Below are 15,418 nucleotides of genomic sequence, written 5' to 3' on the forward strand. Positions count from 1 at the left end.
TCAGTGGAGCGACGACGTGCGCGCAGTGCAGGTGCCGAAGGCCGGAGGCGACTTCGAGCTGGTCGAGCGTGATCCCCCCGAGCCCGGGGACGGCGAGGTCCGGGTGACGGTGCAGGCCTGCGGGGTCTGCCACTCGGACATGTTCGCCAAGGAGGGCGTGATGGGGGACGCGACGCCGTTCCCGATCATTCCGGGCCACGAGGTCGTCGGCGTCGTCGACGCGCTCGGGCCGAACGTCACCGCCGAGTACTCGCCGGGCGACCGGGTGGGCGTCGGCTGGTTCGGCGGTGCCTGTTACCACTGCGAGCCGTGCCGGCGCGGTGACTTCATCACCTGCGAGAACGGCCGCATCCCCGGCGTCACCTTCGACGGCGGGTACGCCGACGCCCTCGTCGTGCCGGCCGACGCGCTGGCCCGGGTGCCCGAGGAGCTCTCGGCCGAGGACGCGGCGCCGCTGCTCTGCGCCGGGGTGACGACGTTCCACGCGCTGCGCTCCAGCCCCGCCCGCCCGGGCGACCGGGTCGCCGTCCTGGGCATCGGCGGCCTGGGCCACCTGGCGATCCAGTTCGCGGCGCGGATGGGCTGCGAGGTCGTCGCGGTCTCCCGCGGCACCGAGAAGGCCGACCTGGCCAAGCAGCTCGGGGCCCACCACCACATCGACTCCGAGGCCACCGACCCGGGCGCCGCGCTCGCCGAGCTGGGCGGCGCGATCACCATCCTCGCGACCGCCACGAGCGGCGAGGCGATCTCCGCCCTCGTGCCGGGCCTCGCGCCCCGCGGTCAGCTCGTGGTGCTCGGTGCCGCCGAGACGCCGCTGACGATCGACGCCATGTCCCTGATCGGTCCGGCGGCCGGCGTCGCCGGGCACCCGTCGGGCACGTCGAAGGACTCCGAGGACACCCTGAACTTCTCCCGGATCACCGGCGTCCGTCCGATGATCGAGATGATGCCGCTGGAGAAGGCGGCCGAGGCCTACGAGAAGATGATGGCGAACGACGCGCGGTTCCGGATGGTCCTGACCACCGGGAACTGAGGCCCTCGGCGGCCCCGGGGGCTCGTCGGGCTCCCGGGGTCAGCCGAAGCGCTGCAGGGCGTGGGTGAAGGCCCAGTCGCCCTGGTCGATGCCGCTGCAGTCGTCCTGCTCCTCGTCGGCCCCGGCGCACCCGCCGTTGTCGCGCAGCAGCGACCACTCCCCGACGAAGCCGTAGCCGGCCCTCTCGGCCCCGGCGACCACCGCCTGCGCGTCGGCCACGGTCGTCGTGGCGTCGGTGTCGTTGCGGCCCACCATCAGCGTGACCCCGACGCGGGCGGCGACGTCGGCGGGCTCGCTGCCCGGCCACATCGCCTGGAGCGTGCGCGTGGAGGCGGCCGCGGCGCCGAGCATCGCCGCCGACCACGAGCCCCCCGCGGGGAAGTTCATGACCATGAGGTTGACCCGCGCGGCCACGCCGGCGTCGGACACCGCGCGCACCAGGTCCTTCGCGGTGCCGGTCATGCCGGTCGCGGCGTCCTGGACCTGGACGGTCAGCGTCACCCGCGTGCCGCGCTCGTGCTGCAGCAGCGCCAGCGCGTCGGCGATGCGCGACACCGACACCGCCCGTCCCGTGTCGGTCTCGACGTCGACGTCGAGATGGTCGGTCCCGACGGCGTCCAGCGCCTTGCCGTAGGCGGTCGCGAGGGACCGGGCATCGGGGCAGCGGGTCTCGAGGTAGGTCCCGACGGCGCCGCCGGACGACACCGTCGGCGTCCCCCCGCGGGCCTTCAGCGCCGCGACCGTGCGCCGCACCGCCGGGTCGTCCACCGGGGTCGTCCCGCCCCACGTCGGCGTGCAGGTGGCGCCCGCGAGCACGAAGGCGAGGACGACGTCGCGCTGCCCCGACTCCGCGGCGAGGGTGCCCAGGTCGGGCAGGGGCGGCGTCGTCAGGTCGACGTATGGGGCGACCCGCACCGTCGGCAGCGGTCCGTCCGGGGCGCGGGCCCCGGACCGGGCCGGCGTGGTCGTCGTCGTGTCCGGGGGCTCGGTGCTGGTCTGCGCGGCCGGCGCCGCGGTCGCGGCGGGCGCGCTCTGGGCGGCCGGTGTGGGGTCGCCCGGGTGCACCGGCGAGGGCAGCACCGAACAGGCGACCAGCAGGATCGTGAGCGCGACCCCGCCGAGGGCCGCGCGGAGCGCGACGCGCACTAGGCCTCGCTCACGTCGCGATCGTCTTCGGCTGCGCCTGCTGCGCCCCGGTGCCCGTGGTCGTGCCTCCCTGACCCGGGGTGCCGTTCGTGTTCGTGCCCGTCTTCGTGTCGTTCTTCGGGGTGGGCGTGGCGGGGGCGGCGGGCGCCGCGGGGGCGGCCGGGGCCGGGACGACCGGGGCGACCGGGGCGACCGGCGCGGGCACGACGACGGGGGCCGGCGGCGCCACCACCGGCGGGGCGACCTTCTTCGGGACGGCGCGCGGGGTGGTCTTCTTCGCGGCCGTGGCGGGGGTCTTCTTCTTCGTCGTGACCTCGGCCGGCTGCACGGTCGCCGGCGCGACGACGGGCGTGGGGGTGATCACGGGGCTCGCCGGGGCCAGCGAGGCCCCGGACGCGACCGGGACGGCGGTGGCGGGCCCGCTGGAGCCGGCGAGCGCGCCGGTGACCACGACGCCGACGTAGCCGGCGGCGAGGGCCGCGGCGGCCGCGGCGACGCCCTTGAACCGGCGCGCGCGCCGACCGCTGCCGTCGACGAACACCGGGCCGGAGCGGGACCGGCTGCCGGGCGAGCTGGGGATGAGGGTCGTGGTGGCGCGGGCGGCGATGTCGTCCGGGGCGCTGCGCCGCGCGGCGTCGTCCTCGTCGGCGGGGGCGACGACCGGAGCCGGCGCGACGGGGCCGGTCCGGGCGAGGGGAAGCGCCGCCGGCCCGACCCGGGCGGGCACGACGGGTCCGGGCGCGGTCCACGGGCGGGCGGTCGGCAGCGGGTGGGAGTGCTCCTCGCGCCGGGCCGGGACGGTGACGTCGGCCGGCACGTCGGCGATGCGGGGGAAGGGCGGCGGCGTCGCAGTGCGCGGCGACGGGATCACGACGTCCGTGCCCGGCGCGCCGTAGGTCCAGAGGGAGGCCGCGCGGGCCGACGACGAGGCGATGCTCGACGTCCGGGCGGCCGAGTCGACGGTCGCGTCGCGGAGCGTGACCCCGTCCGGTGTCCGGTGGTTTCCCATCTCGTCCTCGTCGTCCGTTTCTCGGTCCCGACGCCCGGATCGGGCATCACCCGTCCGATCCATCGCCGGACGGGGAGCGACCGTTACCGCCCGGTGATGTGGATTGCACCGCGCGGAGTGGGGGTGTGGTCGGAGTGGGCCGGAGCGGGTCCGGAGACGACGAAGGCCCCGGTCCGATCGGACCGGGGCCTCGTGGTCGGGGTGGCGGGATTCGAACCCACGGCCTCCTCGTCCCGAACGAGGCGCGCTACCAAGCTGCGCCACACCCCGAGCAGTCGAGCGACCTCGCTTGCTCTGTCGACGAGCCTACCTGGTGGTCCCGGCGGCACTGGACGGGGGCCGGGGGGTGGCGGAGGCGCCGGCCCCGGCGCCCACGCCCGCCGTCGTGACCTCCCGGGGCACCAGCTCGAGCAGGCTCGCCTCCGGGCGGCACCCGAAGCGGACCGGGGCGTACGGGGAGGTCCCGAGCCCGGCCGAGACGTGCAGCCGCATGTGGGAGCCCCACCGCGAGGCGCCCCGGGCCCGCGACCGGTCGACACCGCAGTTGGTGACGAGGGCGCCGTAGCCCGGGATGCGGAGCTGGCCGCCGTGGGTGTGGCCGGCCAGCACGAGGTCGTACCCGTCGGCCGCGAAGCCGTCGAGCACCCGCGGCTCGGGGGAGTGGGTCAGGCCCAGCCGCAGGGCGGGCGCGGTGTCGGGGCCGCCGGCCGAGCGGCCGCCGTCGTCGGGGGCGGCGTCGGGGTCGGCCGGACCGGCGATGCGGTCGTAGTCGTCGTGACCGATGTGCGGGTCGTCCACGCCCGCGACCGCGATCCGCTGGCCCGCGACCGTCAGCTCGAGCCGGGTGTGCGTGGCGTCGAGCCAGCCCCGTTCGACGAACGCCGCCCGCAGGTCCCGCCACGGCAGCTCGGGGCCGAGGATCCGGTGCTGCGGGCGGAACAGGTAGTTGGCCGGGTTCTTCGGCTTCGGGCCGTGGTAGTCGTTGCTGCCGAAGACGAACACGCCCGGACGGTCGAGCAGCCGCCCCAGCGCCTGCAGCACGACCGGCACGGCCCGCGGGTGGGAGAGGTTGTCGCCGGTGTCGACGACCAGGTCGGGCTCCAGCTCGGCCAGCCCGGCGACGAAGCGTTCCTCGGCGCGCTGCCCGGGCCGCAGGTGCAGATCCGAGACGTGCAGCACCCGCAGCGGGCGGGAGCCGGGGGAGAGCACCGGCAGCGTGACGCGGCGCAGCGCGAACCAGTGGCGCTCGACGACGGACGCGTAGCCCACCCCGAGCGCGCCGGCGGCGGCTCCCGTGACGGCCGCCCGCGTGAGACCGCGGGCGAGCCGGTGTGCGGTGCTGGGAGTGCCGTCCGCCACCGGCTGATCAGCCACCGGTACCTCCTGGTCCCACCGTCGCGGGTGCCGGAGCGGTCGCCGGGGTCGCCACGGCACCCGGTGGCGGGGGCGGCGCGGCGACCGTGCCGCTCGCGACCTGCAGGGTGACCACCTGGTCGGGCAGCGCGGACCCGCGCGGGGACTGCCCGACCACGGTACCGGCGGCGGCGCGGTTGTTCACGGTCGTCCGGGCGACCGCGAAGCCCGCGTCCTGCAGGCGTTCCTGCGCGTCGTCGGCCTGGCGCCCGACGACGTCCGGGATCTGCTCGTTCGTCCCGCCGGCGACGTAGCGCGGGTCGGTGGGGGGCAGCGGCTGCGCCGGGGTGGCCGCGAGCAGCGGCATCATCGTCTTGTACCAGGTCCGGGCCGGCGTCTTCCCACCGAAGATGTTGCCGCTGCCGCACGGGAACGGGGGCGAGTCCCCGCCGCCGTCGCAGAGCGGGCGCGGCGACGACGAGTCGTCGAAGGTGATCACGGCACCGGCGATGCCGGGCGTGAACCCGAGGAAGGCCGCGGACTTGTTCTGCTGGGTGGTGCCGGTCTTGGCCGCCAACGGGCGGTTCCAGCCGTTCTCGCCGGCCGCGGCCGCGGAGGTTCCGCCGGGCTGGTCGTCCTTGGACATCCCCGTCATCAGCGTGTCGGCCAGCGTGGGCGGCACGACCTGCTCGCAGGGCTGCTCGGTGAACGGGACGGCGTTCCCCGACGCGTCGGTGATGCCGAGGACCGGCGTCGGCGGGCACCACCGCCCGCGGGAGGCCAGCGTGGCGCCGACGTTGGAGAGCTCGAGGACGCTGGTGGGGGTGACGCCCAGGGTGAACGACCCCTGGTTCTGCTCCTTGGCGATCTCGGCGATCGACTTGCCGCCCGCGCCCTGCGGCTCGGCGAGCGAGCGCATGCCCAGCTTCACCGCCATGTCCACCACGGGGGCGACCCCGGTGTACTCCATGAGCTTGACGAAGCCGGTGTTCGGCGACTGCGCGAGCGCGTCGGTCATCGAGAGCACCGGGGCGTAGGACCCGGCGTTGCGGACGGGGAACGGGTTGCCCGAGCCGTCCCGGTAGATCGGCGACGCGTACCCGTCGGGCGGGATCTGCATCTGGTAGTCGATCCCGAGGCCCTTGTCGAGGGCGGTCGCGGCCGTGAAGACCTTGTAGACCGAGCCCGCGCCGAGGTTCACCGGCTCCCAGGGGAGCCCGTAGCTGGTCTCCAGGGCCGACCCGTCGACGCCGAACACCCGGTTCGACCCCATGGCGAGCACCTCGTGGCGGTCCGCGCCGGGCGACACCGCCGCCATGACGTCCGCGACGTTGCGCTGCCGCGCGGGGACCTCGTCGCGCAGGGCGGTGGACATCGCGGTCAGCGCGGTGCGGTCCAGGGTGGTGCGGATGGTGTAGCCGGCCCGGTCGAGCTGCTCGGCCGAGATGCCGGCCTGGCCCAGGTAGTCGACGACGTACTTGCAGAAGAACGCCGCGTCGCCCGCCCCGATGCAGCCGTTCGCGGGGGTGGCGAGGGGGGTGACGACGCCGAGGGGACTCGCCGCCGCCTCCTGCGCCTGGGCCTGGGTGATCATGCCCTGGACGGCCATCTGGTTGATGACCTCGTTGCGGCGGCCGGCCGCCGCCTGCGGGTGCGCCACCGGGTCGAACGCCGCGGTCGACTGCACCATCCCGGCGAGCAGCGCCGCCTGCGGGATCGTGAGGCGGTCCGGGGTGGTGTTGAAGTAGGTGCGGGACGCGGCCCCGACGCCGTACGAGTTGTTCCCGAGGAAGACGATGTTGAGGTAGCGCTGGAGGATCTCGTCCTTGGCCTCCTCCTTGGTGCGCCCGACGGCGAGCTCGCGCTCGAGCTGCAGGGCGACGCGGACCTCGCGCAGCTTGCGGGCGTAGGTCGCCTCGGTGGCCTTGAGCCGCTCGGACGGCGTCCGCGCGGTGACGTAGAGCTGGTAGTTCTTGATGTACTGCTGGGTCAGGGTGGAGGCGCCCTGCTGGGTGGAGCCGGCGCTCTGGTTCGTCACGAGCGCGCGCAGCGTCCCGGTCCAGTCCACGCCCTCGTGCTCGTAGAAGCGGCGGTCCTCGATCGCGACGATCGCCGCCTTCATCGTCGGCGCGATCTGGTCGGCCGGGGTCGGCTGGCGGTTCTGGTCGTACAGGTAGGCCAGCGGGGCGCCCGCCCGGTCGGTGACCGTGGTGACCAGCGGGAGCTGCCCCGCCGCCAGGTCGCTCGAGGTGGCGCTCACGGTGTCGCTCGCGTCGTTGCTCACCAGGCCGACCCCGCCGATCAGCGGGAACGACACCCCGGCCAGGAGCAGGCCCGCGACCAGGCACAGGCCCAGCAGCCGCGCGGCGGGGCCGAACCGCCGGCGACGGTCGTCGGTGCCGGTCGCGTCGCCGGTCCGGTCCGTTCCCCCAGTCATCGCCGTCAGGTTACTGGCCCGCCGTGAGGTTCATGCTCGTGTCGTCCCCATCGGCCGGATCGGACCGCCCGTCGCAGATCTCCAGATGACGGATCCGTTTCGGCTCTTTCTCGGTGGAACCGTCCGCTCCTAGAGTGCGTCGAACCCCGTGAACGGGCGGGACGCGCGGTCGAGCAGGGCCGGGCGTGCCGGGGGTCGCGCACCGGCGGGGCGGGCGCGGTCCCCGGGAGCCATGGGGCCACACGAGGGCGGGATGACGTGAACGACGATTCGGGACGGACGACGGCCACGCGGAACTGGCGTCGCGACGCGCGCTGCCGCGACGAGGACCCCGACACCCTCTTCGTCCAGGGGGCGCGGCAGCGGGACGTGCGCGAGGTCTGCAAGGCGTGCCCGGTGCGCACCGAGTGCCTGGCGCACGCGCTGGACAACCGCATCCGCTTCGGGGTGTGGGGCGGCATGACCGAGCGGGAGCGGCGGGCGCTGCTCAAGCGACGGCCGGACGTCGTGTCCTGGGCCGCGCTGCTCGAGGCCGCCCGCCGCGCGGCCCTGCGTCCCCAGCAGCCGACTGCGCCGGCGTCGGCTCCGGCTCCGCGCCGTCGGGCGTCGTCGGGCGAGCAGGGCCCCCCGGCGGGCGGGTCGGGCCCGCGTGGGGCGAACGACCGCCGCGTGGGCTGAGCGCGCCGCGTCGGGCCGGATCACGGGTGGATCTGCGCGCGGCGCCCACACCTGGCCGGTGACGGCGCTGTATCGCGGCGGAACCTGCGCGCGGCGCACACACCTGGCCGGAGACGGCGCTGGGTCGCGGCGGAACCTGCGCGCGGCGCACACACTCGGCCGGTGACGGCGCTAGGCCGTCGCGGAACCTGCGCGCGGCGCACACACTCGGCCGGAGACGGCGCTGGGTCGCGGCAGAACCTGCGCGCGGCGCACACACCTGGCCGGAGACGGCGCTGTATCGCGGCGGAACCTGCGCGCGGCGCACACACTCGGCTGGAGACGGCGCTGGGTCGCGGCGGAACCTGCGCGCGGCGCACACACTCGACCGGAGACGGCGCTGGGTCGCGGCGGAACTCGCGCGCGGCGCACACACCTGGCCGGTGACGGCGCTGGGCCGTCGCGGAACCTGCGCGCGGCGCACACGGCCGCGTTCGGGGCGCGCCCGAGGTCGGGGAGTGCCTGCGCCGGCGGATGATCCGGTCGGTGGGTGGTCGCCGCGCGGGCGAGGCGTGCGTGGTGCCTGCTCCGTGCGGGGACCGGTGACGGCCTCCGGAAGATCAGGGAGTGCGTGCACGGCGGTCGGAGATCCGGACGCAGTGTGGCGACTCCCTCGTGCTGGCGCGGGCGGAACGTCCGGCGGCTGCCCGCGCGGCTGAGGCGCTGACGACACGGCGGGTGCCGGCCACGGATGTGCGTCGGCCCGGTCGCGCGGCCGGCCGGGTCGGGGTGACTCCTCGTCACGGGGACCGGTGGCTCCCGCGGCGGAGGCGCCGACGACGGCACGGCGGGTGCGGGCCGAGGGTGTGCGTCGCCCCGGTCGCGTCGCTGGTCAGGTCGGGGTGCTGGTCGCCACGGGGACGGTGGTGGCTGTCCTGCCGAAGATCAGGGAGTGCCTGCACGCCGGATGGAGATCCGGACGGCGCGTGGTGACTCACTCGGCCGGCGCCGGCGGTCGGTCGGTCGACGCCGGAGTCGGCGCTCCCCCACAGCGGGCCGCCGACGAGGGTGGGTTCGCCGAGATCGTGTGCGGCGCGCGTCGGTCCGCACTGACCCCGACCCGCGACAGCCTCGGGTGTGTGCGTCGTGCGTCGGTGTGGGCAGGGCCGTCGGCCTACTCGGCGGGACTGTGTGCGGCGCGCGTCGGTGTGGACGGACCCAGACCCCGAACCGGCCCGAGAGTGTGCGCCACGCGCAGGTCGGCGCCGGCCCCTCAGGACGCCAGGAGCTCGCCGATCGCCCGGAGCCCGTCGAGGTCGTGGACGTCGGTGGCCATGGCCGGGACGTCGACGATGGGCACGTTCGGGTGCGCCCGCGTGAAGCGGGCCAGCACGCGGCGCTCCCGCTCCGCGGTCTCCACGCGGTCGGCGTGCAGCCGCAGCACGGCCGCCGTCGTCGCGTCCCCCCGCGCGGCCTCGAGGGTCTCGGCGCCCTCGCGGGCCCGCGCGCCGGAGAGCGTCGCGTGCACCGGGTGGGTCCGGTTGAGCACCATGCCGGCCAGCGGCATCTTCTCGCTGCCCAGCCGCTCGACGAAGTACGACGCTTCCCGGAGCGCGTCCGGCTCGGGCGAGGCCACGACGACGAAGGCCGTGCCCGGCGCGCGCAGCAGCTGGTAGGTGGCGTTGGCCCGCTCCTGGAAGCCGCCGAACAGCGTGTCGAAGGCCTGTACGAACGCCGAGGCGTCGGCCAGCATCTGCCCGCCGAGGATCGTCGACACGGCCTTGGCGAACAGGTTGAACGTCGAGCCGACCAGCTTGCGCAGCGCCGAGCCGCCGGCCCGGGCGGGTGCCGAGAGCAGGCGGATCATCCGCCCGTCGAGGAACGACGAGAGCCGCTGCGGCGCGTCGAGGAAGTCGAGCGCGGAGCGCGACGGCGGCGTGTCGACGATGATCAGGTCCCACCGGCCGGTGGCCGCGAGCTGCCCGAGCTTCTCCATCGCCATGTACTCCTGCGTCCCGGAGAAGGACGTGGAGATCGTCTGGTAGAAGGGGTTGTCGAAGATCGCCTGGGCGCGGTCGGGGGTGGTGTGCCCCGAGACCATCTCGTCGAAGGTCCGGCGCATGTCCAGCATCATCGCCTGCAGCTCGCCGCCCGAGCCGGTGACGGCGCCGGGCACCGCCCGCGGCTCGTTGTCGAGCTCCTCGAGGCCCATCGACTGGGCGAGCCGGCGCGCGGGGTCGATCGTCAGCACGACCACCTTCCGGCCGCGGGCCGCCGCGCGCAGGGCGAGGGCGGCCGCCGTCGTCGTCTTCCCGACCCCGCCGGAGCCGCAGCAGACGATCGTGCGGGTGGCGCGGTCGTCGACGAGCGCGTCGAGGTCGAGGTGCTGGGGGCGGCGGACGCGGCCGGCCGGCGCGGAGGCCGTCGGGTCAGCGGCCACGGCGCACCCCCTGCTCGCGGAGCAGCTCGGCGAGCTCGTAGAGCCCGCCGAGGTCGACGCCGTCGGCGAGCTCGGGCAGCTCCAGCTGCGGCATCCCGGCCTGGTCGAGCCGGGAGCGCACGCCCGCCTCGACCGCGAGCCGGTCGGTGTGCTCGCCGACCTCGGCGAGCAGCCCGTCCATCTCCTCGTCCTTGAGGAACAGGCCGGCGGCCTCGAGCCCGGCCCGCAGCCCGCCCTCGTCCACCACCTCGCGGTCCACCGGCAGCCGGGCGGGCCGCACCCGGTTCACCATCACCGCACCCGGCGGCAGGTGGGTGGCGGCGAGCTCATCCACGGTGTCCAGCGTCTCCTGCACCGGCAGGTCCTCCAACTGGCTCACGACGTGCACGACGGTCTGCGGCGAGTGCAGCAGCGCGACGACGCCCTCGCTCTGCGTCCGGATCGGCCCGGTGCGGGCGAGCGTGCCCATGGCCTTGGTGACGTCGAGGAACTTCACGACGCGGCCCGTGGGCGGCGCGTCGAGCACCACGGCGTCGTAGAGGGGCTGCCGCGACCCGGATCGCCGGGAGCCGCCGCGGTCGTCGCCGACGGTGCGGCCGACGCACTCCTTGACCTTCCCGGTGAGCAGCACGTCGCGCAGCCCGGGGGCGAGCGTCGTCGCGAACTCGACGGCGCCCATGCGGCGCAGCGTCCGGCCGGCGAGCCCGAGGTTGTAGAACATCTCGAGGTACTCGAGCAGGGCCTCCTCGGCATCGACGGCGAGGCCGCGCACCTCGCCGCCGTCGGGCGCCACCGCGATCCGCTGCTCCGCGTAGGGCAGCGGCGGGGTGTCGAAGAGCTGGGCGATGCCCTGGCGGCCCTCGACCTCGACGAGCAGCGTGCGGCCGCCGTCGGCGGCGAGGGCCAGGGCGAGGGCCGCGGCGAGGGTCGACTTCCCGGTGCCGCCCTTGCCGGTCACGACGTGGAGGCGGGCCGAGGCGAGGGACTCCGGCCAGCGTTCGACACCGGCCTCGTCGAGGACACCGACACCGCCCGCCCGGCGCTGGTTGCTCACGGCGACCAGGGTAGGACCGCCGGCACGAGCCCGTCGGCCCCGCCCGGAGGGGCTCGGTCACATCGGGGCTCCGCCGGGGTGACGGTGCGTGCGCGGCGCGTCGCCGCTGGTGCGGGGGGTACGCGCTGGTCCGGGCCGCGACGGAGGGGCCGGGAACGGACATCTACCCTCGGACGCCATGAGTGCCCAGACCTGGGAGTACGCGACGGTCCCGCTGCTGACCCACGCGACGAAGCAGATCCTCGACCAGTGGGGCGCGGACGGCTGGGAGCTCGTCACCGTCCTGCCCGGGCCGACGGGTGAGCAGCACGTCGCGTACCTCAAGCGGCCCCTGCAGTGACGACGCCGGCCGGGCCCCGGGCGCGGCTCGCGGAGCTCGGCGTCGAGCTGCCGCCGGTCGCGCCGCCGAAGGGCATCTACGTGCCGGCGAAGAAGGTCGGCACCCAGGTGTGGACCTCCGGCCAGCTCCCGCTCGTCGGCGGGGAGCTGCCGGCGACCGGGCTGGTCGGCGCGGAGGTCTCGGTCGACGACGCGAAGGCCTACGCCCGCATCGCCGCCCTCAACGCGCTGGCCGCGATCGACGCGGTCGTCGGGCTGGACGCGGTGGCGTCGGTGGCCAAGGTCGTGGGCTTCGTGGCCTCGGCGCCCGGGTTCGGCGGCCAGCCCCAGGTGGTGAACGGCGCGTCCGAGCTCATGGGCGAGGTCTTCGGCTCGTCGGGCGAACACGCCCGCTCGGCGATCGGGGTGGCGGCGCTGCCGCTGGGCGCCCCGGTCGAGGTTGAGGTCGTCGTCGACCTGGCGTGAGCTTCGAGCAGGCCGCGGGAGGACGACGCCCGGGGCGGAGGGAGACCGACGTGGCGAGCACGGGTGCCGGCCTCGAGGGGGCAGGGATCGACGGGGCGGCCGGGGACGACCGGACCGGCGGGCCCCGCGACGCCGCCGACGCGCGGGCCGGCGGCGTGGAGCGCGCCTGCCACGACCTCCTCGTCGCCCTCGCGGGCCGCCTGCCCGACCGCCCGCTGTGGCGGCTGCGCGACTGGCTGGCCGCCGACGCCGTCGTCGCCCTGCGGACCGCGGTGCCGCGCACGCTGCTGCGCCACCGGGTCGGCGTGACCGAGTCCGAGCGGGCCCTGCTGCGCGAGGCCGTCGCCGGGTGGCACGGGCCGGCCCGGCTGGTCGACGCGGTGCTGCACGCCGACACCGCGCCCGAGCCCGCCGCGACGTTCACCGAGCCCGGTCGCAGCGGCTGGGACGCCGCCGACCTGGTGCTGCGGGCACTGCTCCCGACCGTCGGCGAGGTCGGGGAGGTGCGCCGCGCCTGGCGGACGGGCGGCCCCGGCGAGCCGGGCGACGCGGTGCGCGTCGTCCTCGTCAGCGCCGCCGGGGACCTGCCGGCCCTGACCGGCGCGGTGCAGCGGGCGCTGCGGGCCCACGGCGGCCCCGTGCCCGGCGTCGAGGTGATCGGCGCGGGCACCCTGACCACCTCCTACCACCGCGCCGCCCTCACGGCCTCGGACGTCCTGTGGCGCGCCGGGGCGCCGGCCTCGGTGTCGGCGCCCGGCCCGGAGCGGGGTCCGGGGCTGCCCGGCCCGCGATCGGGCGGCGCGGCGCCGGCGGAGCTGGTGCGCCATGGCTGAGCCCGGATCCCCGCAGCCCGACGGGCCCCGTCCGCCCGCTCCCCGGCCCCGCGGCGAGCGCGGTCGCGACCCGGTGGCGCTGGCCGCGTGGCGTCGGGTGGCCGAGCAGCGTCGTCGCGCGGGCGACCGGACGGGCTCCGCGTCCCCGGTCCCCGAGACCCCGGGGGTCGAGCTCCCGGGGATCGAGCTCCCGGGCGTCGACCTGCCCGTGGTCGAGGCGCCGCGTGCCGAGTCCCCGGAGGCCGAGGTGCCCGCGGCCGAGGTGCCGGTGGTCGACGTGCCCGCCGTCGAGGCGCCGGCGCCCGAGGGTGCTGCGGTCGAGGGCCCGCTCCCCGGGACGACCGGCACGGGCCGGGTGCCGCCGGTGCGCGCCGCCGGCGACGACGCGGCCGCGTCCCCCGGCGAGCCGGCCGTCCCCGAGAGGTCGGTCCCTCCGACCCCCGCACCGGAGCGTCCCGCGACCGGCGACGGCCCGCCGGGGCGCCTGCACGACGTCCTGCTCGGCCTCGCCGGGCGGCTCGACGACGACGCGCTCACCTCGGTCCGCGAGATGGTCGCCGCCGAGGACGACGCCGAGGCCGCGGAGCTGCTGGGCGGCTGCCTGCTCGCCGGCGGGGTCGGGCTCACGGGGGAGGAACGCGGCGTCCTGCGGCCGTGGTTCACCGCAGCCCGTGTCGACCCGGAGCTGCTGGGTCTGCTGCCCACCGACACCGGCGCGCTCGACCGCTCGGTGCACCGCTTCGTCGCCACGGCCCACGACCGCGCGCCGGGGCTCCCCCTCGCGCGGGCGGCCCGCCGGTTGCCGGGCGTGGTGGCGGTGCGGGAGAGCTGGCGCGTCACCCCCGCGGGCTCCGCGCCCGGGCCCGTACCGCACCGCGTGGTCCTGGTGGAGACCGAGGGCCCGGACGACTGCGAACCCGTCGTGCACCACCTCGCGCACGCGGCCCGCGCTCTCGACGACACGTCGGTCGAGGTGTTCGCCGGCGGTGCGTCCCTGCCCGCCTACCACCGCGATGCGCTCGCGTCGGCGCGCCCGCTCGTCGCCGACGAGCCGGCCGCGCACCCCGCCGGTGGCCGTTCCGGCGCGTCGAGACTCGCGCCGCAGCCCTCCTCCGACCCCGACGACGGCGAGACCTGGCGCACCGTCGCCGACGCGGGGACCGCACGCACCGTGCCGGCGCCCGCGCCCGCGCCCTCACCTCCGGCCCCGGAGCCCGAGCCGGCCGGGCCGGTCGAGGCCCAGGAGGTCGCGGAGGTCGCGGAGGTCGCCGCCGAGCCCGACGCCCCGGAACCCGCGCCCGCCGTCGGGACGACGACCGCCCCGCCCCCCGCGGTCCCGGACGTGCCGGAGGAGACCTCGATCGACGAGGACCTCACCTCGACCGCCCGGCGGATCGCCGCGCTGTGGGCCGAGCCCTCCCCCGAGGACTTCTCGGCGCCGCTCCCCGCCGCGGAGTCGCTCGAGCCCACCCGTCTGGAGCCCGAGGGCGCCGACGCGGACGCCGACCCCGACCCCTACCCCGACGACGACGACGAGGAGCCGAGCGGGCGGCACGGACGGCCCTCGACGAACGGCTCCGGGACGACGTCGTTCCGCGCGCCGCGGTCGCGGGCCCGGACGAACGGCCACCCCCTCCCCGCCGACCCCGACGACGTCGCACCGGAGCCCGCCCCCGGGGTCCCCGACCAGGACGACGCACAGGTCCTGCGCGCGCGCCACAGCCGCGCCCACGACACCAACGGGCACGACGCCGGGGCGCCGCGCTTCGGCCACGACGCGCGCTTCGGGGCCGGGCCCGGTCCGGCGTGGCCCGGCGGCCCCGTCGCGGACGACCCCGGACCGGGGCCCGACACGCTCTTCGCCTCGCCGGTCGAGGTCGGGCAGGACCCGGTGACGTTCGGGACGAACGGCCACCGGCACGGCCCGGACGCCGGACCCCCCGGCGACGAGGCCGTCACGCTCGGGACCAACGGCCACCGTCACGACCCGGTGGTGCCCGCCCCCGACGACGAGCCCGCCACCGGCCCCGTCGCGTGGTCGGGTCCCGCGGCCCCGCCGCCCGCCGGACCCCGTGTGGTCGGGCCGCCGCCCGTCGGGGGTCCCCCGGCGCCGGGACCGGCCGTGGCGCCCGGGCCCGGTGCTCCCGGACCGACCGGACCGACCGGACCGACCGGACCGACCGGACCGACCGGACCGACCGGACCGGGCCCGCGTCGCCCCGCCGGACCGGGGGGACCGGCCGGGCCGGGTGGACCGGGCGAGGACGTCGCGCCGCCGTGGGCGGCCGCCGACCCCGCCGGGTGGGCGTCCGAGGCACCGGGCTGGTCCCCGGCGGCCGACGGTGCGTCCGGCCGGCCCCCCGAGCAGCCGGACACCACGGCGGCGTGGTCGCCGGACTTCGACGACTCCGTCGCCCAGCTCTCCGACCGCGAGCGCGAGCTGCTCGCCCGCCTGCACGAGGAGCTCGCCCAGCGGGAGCGCGCCGAGGGCGCCGATCCGTTCGCCGGCCCGCCGCGACCGGCTCCCGGCCCGCAGCCGCCGCCTGCCCCGGGTCCGCACCCGCCCCGCCGGGGTCCCCACGGGGTCAACGGGCACGGGCTGCCGCCGGAGCGACCGGACGACGCGGGCTGATCGCGCGCCGTAGGGTCCGG

Annotated in this window: 11 protein-coding genes, 1 tRNA gene and 1 pseudogene; 6 read left to right on the forward strand and 7 right to left on the reverse strand. The window is 76.9% G+C overall.

Annotated features, from left to right (window positions below; translation table 11 throughout):
• Positions 1-16 precede the first annotated feature (16 nt).
• Positions 17-1,033: an alcohol dehydrogenase gene (locus HH311_RS20590; RefSeq protein ID WP_312030280.1), complete on the forward strand. Its 1,017-nt coding sequence runs from the start codon at positions 17-19 to the stop codon at positions 1,031-1,033.
• 39 nt (positions 1,034-1,072) lie between these two features.
• Here the strand turns inward: HH311_RS20590 and HH311_RS20595 are convergent, their stop codons facing one another.
• The 5 genes from HH311_RS20595 to HH311_RS20615 form a co-directional block, all read right to left on the reverse strand.
• Positions 1,073-2,179 (reverse strand): hypothetical protein, encoded by a 1,107-nt coding sequence (locus HH311_RS20595; RefSeq protein WP_169185561.1) that lies wholly within the window; start codon positions 2,177-2,179, stop codon positions 1,073-1,075.
• Between the two features lie 10 nt (positions 2,180-2,189).
• Positions 2,190-3,188: a hypothetical protein gene (locus HH311_RS20600; protein WP_169185562.1), complete on the reverse strand. Its 999-nt coding sequence runs from the start codon at positions 3,186-3,188 to the stop codon at positions 2,190-2,192.
• A gap of 193 nt (positions 3,189-3,381) precedes the next feature.
• Positions 3,382-3,458: transfer RNA gene (locus HH311_RS20605), tRNA-Pro, on the reverse strand.
• Between the two features lie 36 nt (positions 3,459-3,494).
• Positions 3,495-4,562 (reverse strand): metallophosphoesterase, encoded by a 1,068-nt coding sequence (locus HH311_RS20610; protein ID WP_396027455.1) that lies wholly within the window; start codon positions 4,560-4,562, stop codon positions 3,495-3,497.
• On the reverse strand, positions 4,555-6,978 hold the full coding sequence (locus HH311_RS20615; protein WP_169185563.1) for a penicillin-binding protein: 2,424 nt from the start codon (positions 6,976-6,978) through the stop codon (positions 4,555-4,557). The genes HH311_RS20610 and HH311_RS20615 overlap by 8 nt, the downstream gene beginning before the upstream one ends.
• A gap of 258 nt (positions 6,979-7,236) precedes the next feature.
• On the opposite strand from HH311_RS20615, the pseudogene HH311_RS31995 reads away from it, so the two are divergent.
• A pseudogene (locus HH311_RS31995) lies at positions 7,237-7,524 on the forward strand (WhiB family transcriptional regulator); the annotation flags it as partial.
• A 1,384-nt stretch (positions 7,525-8,908) separates the two neighbouring features.
• On the opposite strand, the gene HH311_RS20625 reads toward HH311_RS31995, so the two are convergent.
• Complete coding sequence (locus tag HH311_RS20625) at positions 8,909-10,075, reverse strand: ArsA family ATPase (protein ID WP_169185565.1); 1,167 nt, start codon at positions 10,073-10,075, stop codon at positions 8,909-8,911.
• Positions 10,065-11,129 carry an ArsA-related P-loop ATPase gene (locus tag HH311_RS20630; RefSeq protein WP_312030281.1) on the reverse strand — a complete coding sequence of 355 codons (1,065 nt, stop codon included), beginning with the start codon at positions 11,127-11,129 and terminating at the stop codon, positions 10,065-10,067. The genes HH311_RS20625 and HH311_RS20630 overlap by 11 nt, the downstream gene beginning before the upstream one ends.
• Before the next feature lie 178 nt (positions 11,130-11,307).
• Here HH311_RS20630 and HH311_RS20635 point away from each other — a divergent pair, with 178 nt between their 5' ends.
• From HH311_RS20635 to HH311_RS20650, 4 genes are read left to right on the forward strand one after another with little or no spacing between them, the layout of a single operon-like run.
• Positions 11,308-11,469, forward strand: coding sequence for a DUF4177 domain-containing protein (locus tag HH311_RS20635; protein WP_169185566.1), 162 nt, complete (start codon positions 11,308-11,310; stop codon positions 11,467-11,469).
• Positions 11,466-11,933, forward strand: coding sequence for a RidA family protein (locus HH311_RS20640; protein ID WP_169185567.1), 468 nt, complete (start codon positions 11,466-11,468; stop codon positions 11,931-11,933). The genes HH311_RS20635 and HH311_RS20640 overlap by 4 nt, the downstream gene beginning before the upstream one ends.
• Positions 11,934-11,983: 50 nt before the next feature.
• The gene (locus HH311_RS20645) at positions 11,984-12,766 is read left to right on the forward strand and encodes a hypothetical protein (protein WP_169185568.1); all 783 of its coding nucleotides are present in this window, start codon (positions 11,984-11,986) and stop codon (positions 12,764-12,766) included.
• Complete coding sequence (locus HH311_RS20650; RefSeq protein WP_169185499.1) at positions 12,759-15,398, forward strand: hypothetical protein; 2,640 nt, start codon at positions 12,759-12,761, stop codon at positions 15,396-15,398. The genes HH311_RS20645 and HH311_RS20650 overlap by 8 nt, the downstream gene beginning before the upstream one ends.
• Positions 15,399-15,418: the final 20 nt, after the last annotated feature.

The sequence above is a fragment of the Actinomycetospora sp. TBRC 11914 genome (genome assembly GCF_012933465.1).
GTDB lineage: Bacteria > Actinomycetota > Actinomycetes > Mycobacteriales > Pseudonocardiaceae > Actinomycetospora.

Coding starts and splice junctions, on each gene's coding strand:
- HH311_RS20600 (WP_169185562.1), bottom strand. CDS start 3,188: ATGGGAAACCACCGGACACCGGACGGGGTCACGCTCCGCGACGCGACC.
- HH311_RS20615 (WP_169185563.1), bottom strand. CDS start 6,978: ATGACTGGGGGAACGGACCGGACCGGCGACGCGACCGGCACCGACGAC.
- HH311_RS20635 (WP_169185566.1), top strand. CDS start 11,308: ATGAGTGCCCAGACCTGGGAGTACGCGACGGTCCCGCTGCTGACCCAC.
- HH311_RS20650 (WP_169185499.1), top strand. CDS start 12,759: ATGGCTGAGCCCGGATCCCCGCAGCCCGACGGGCCCCGTCCGCCCGCT.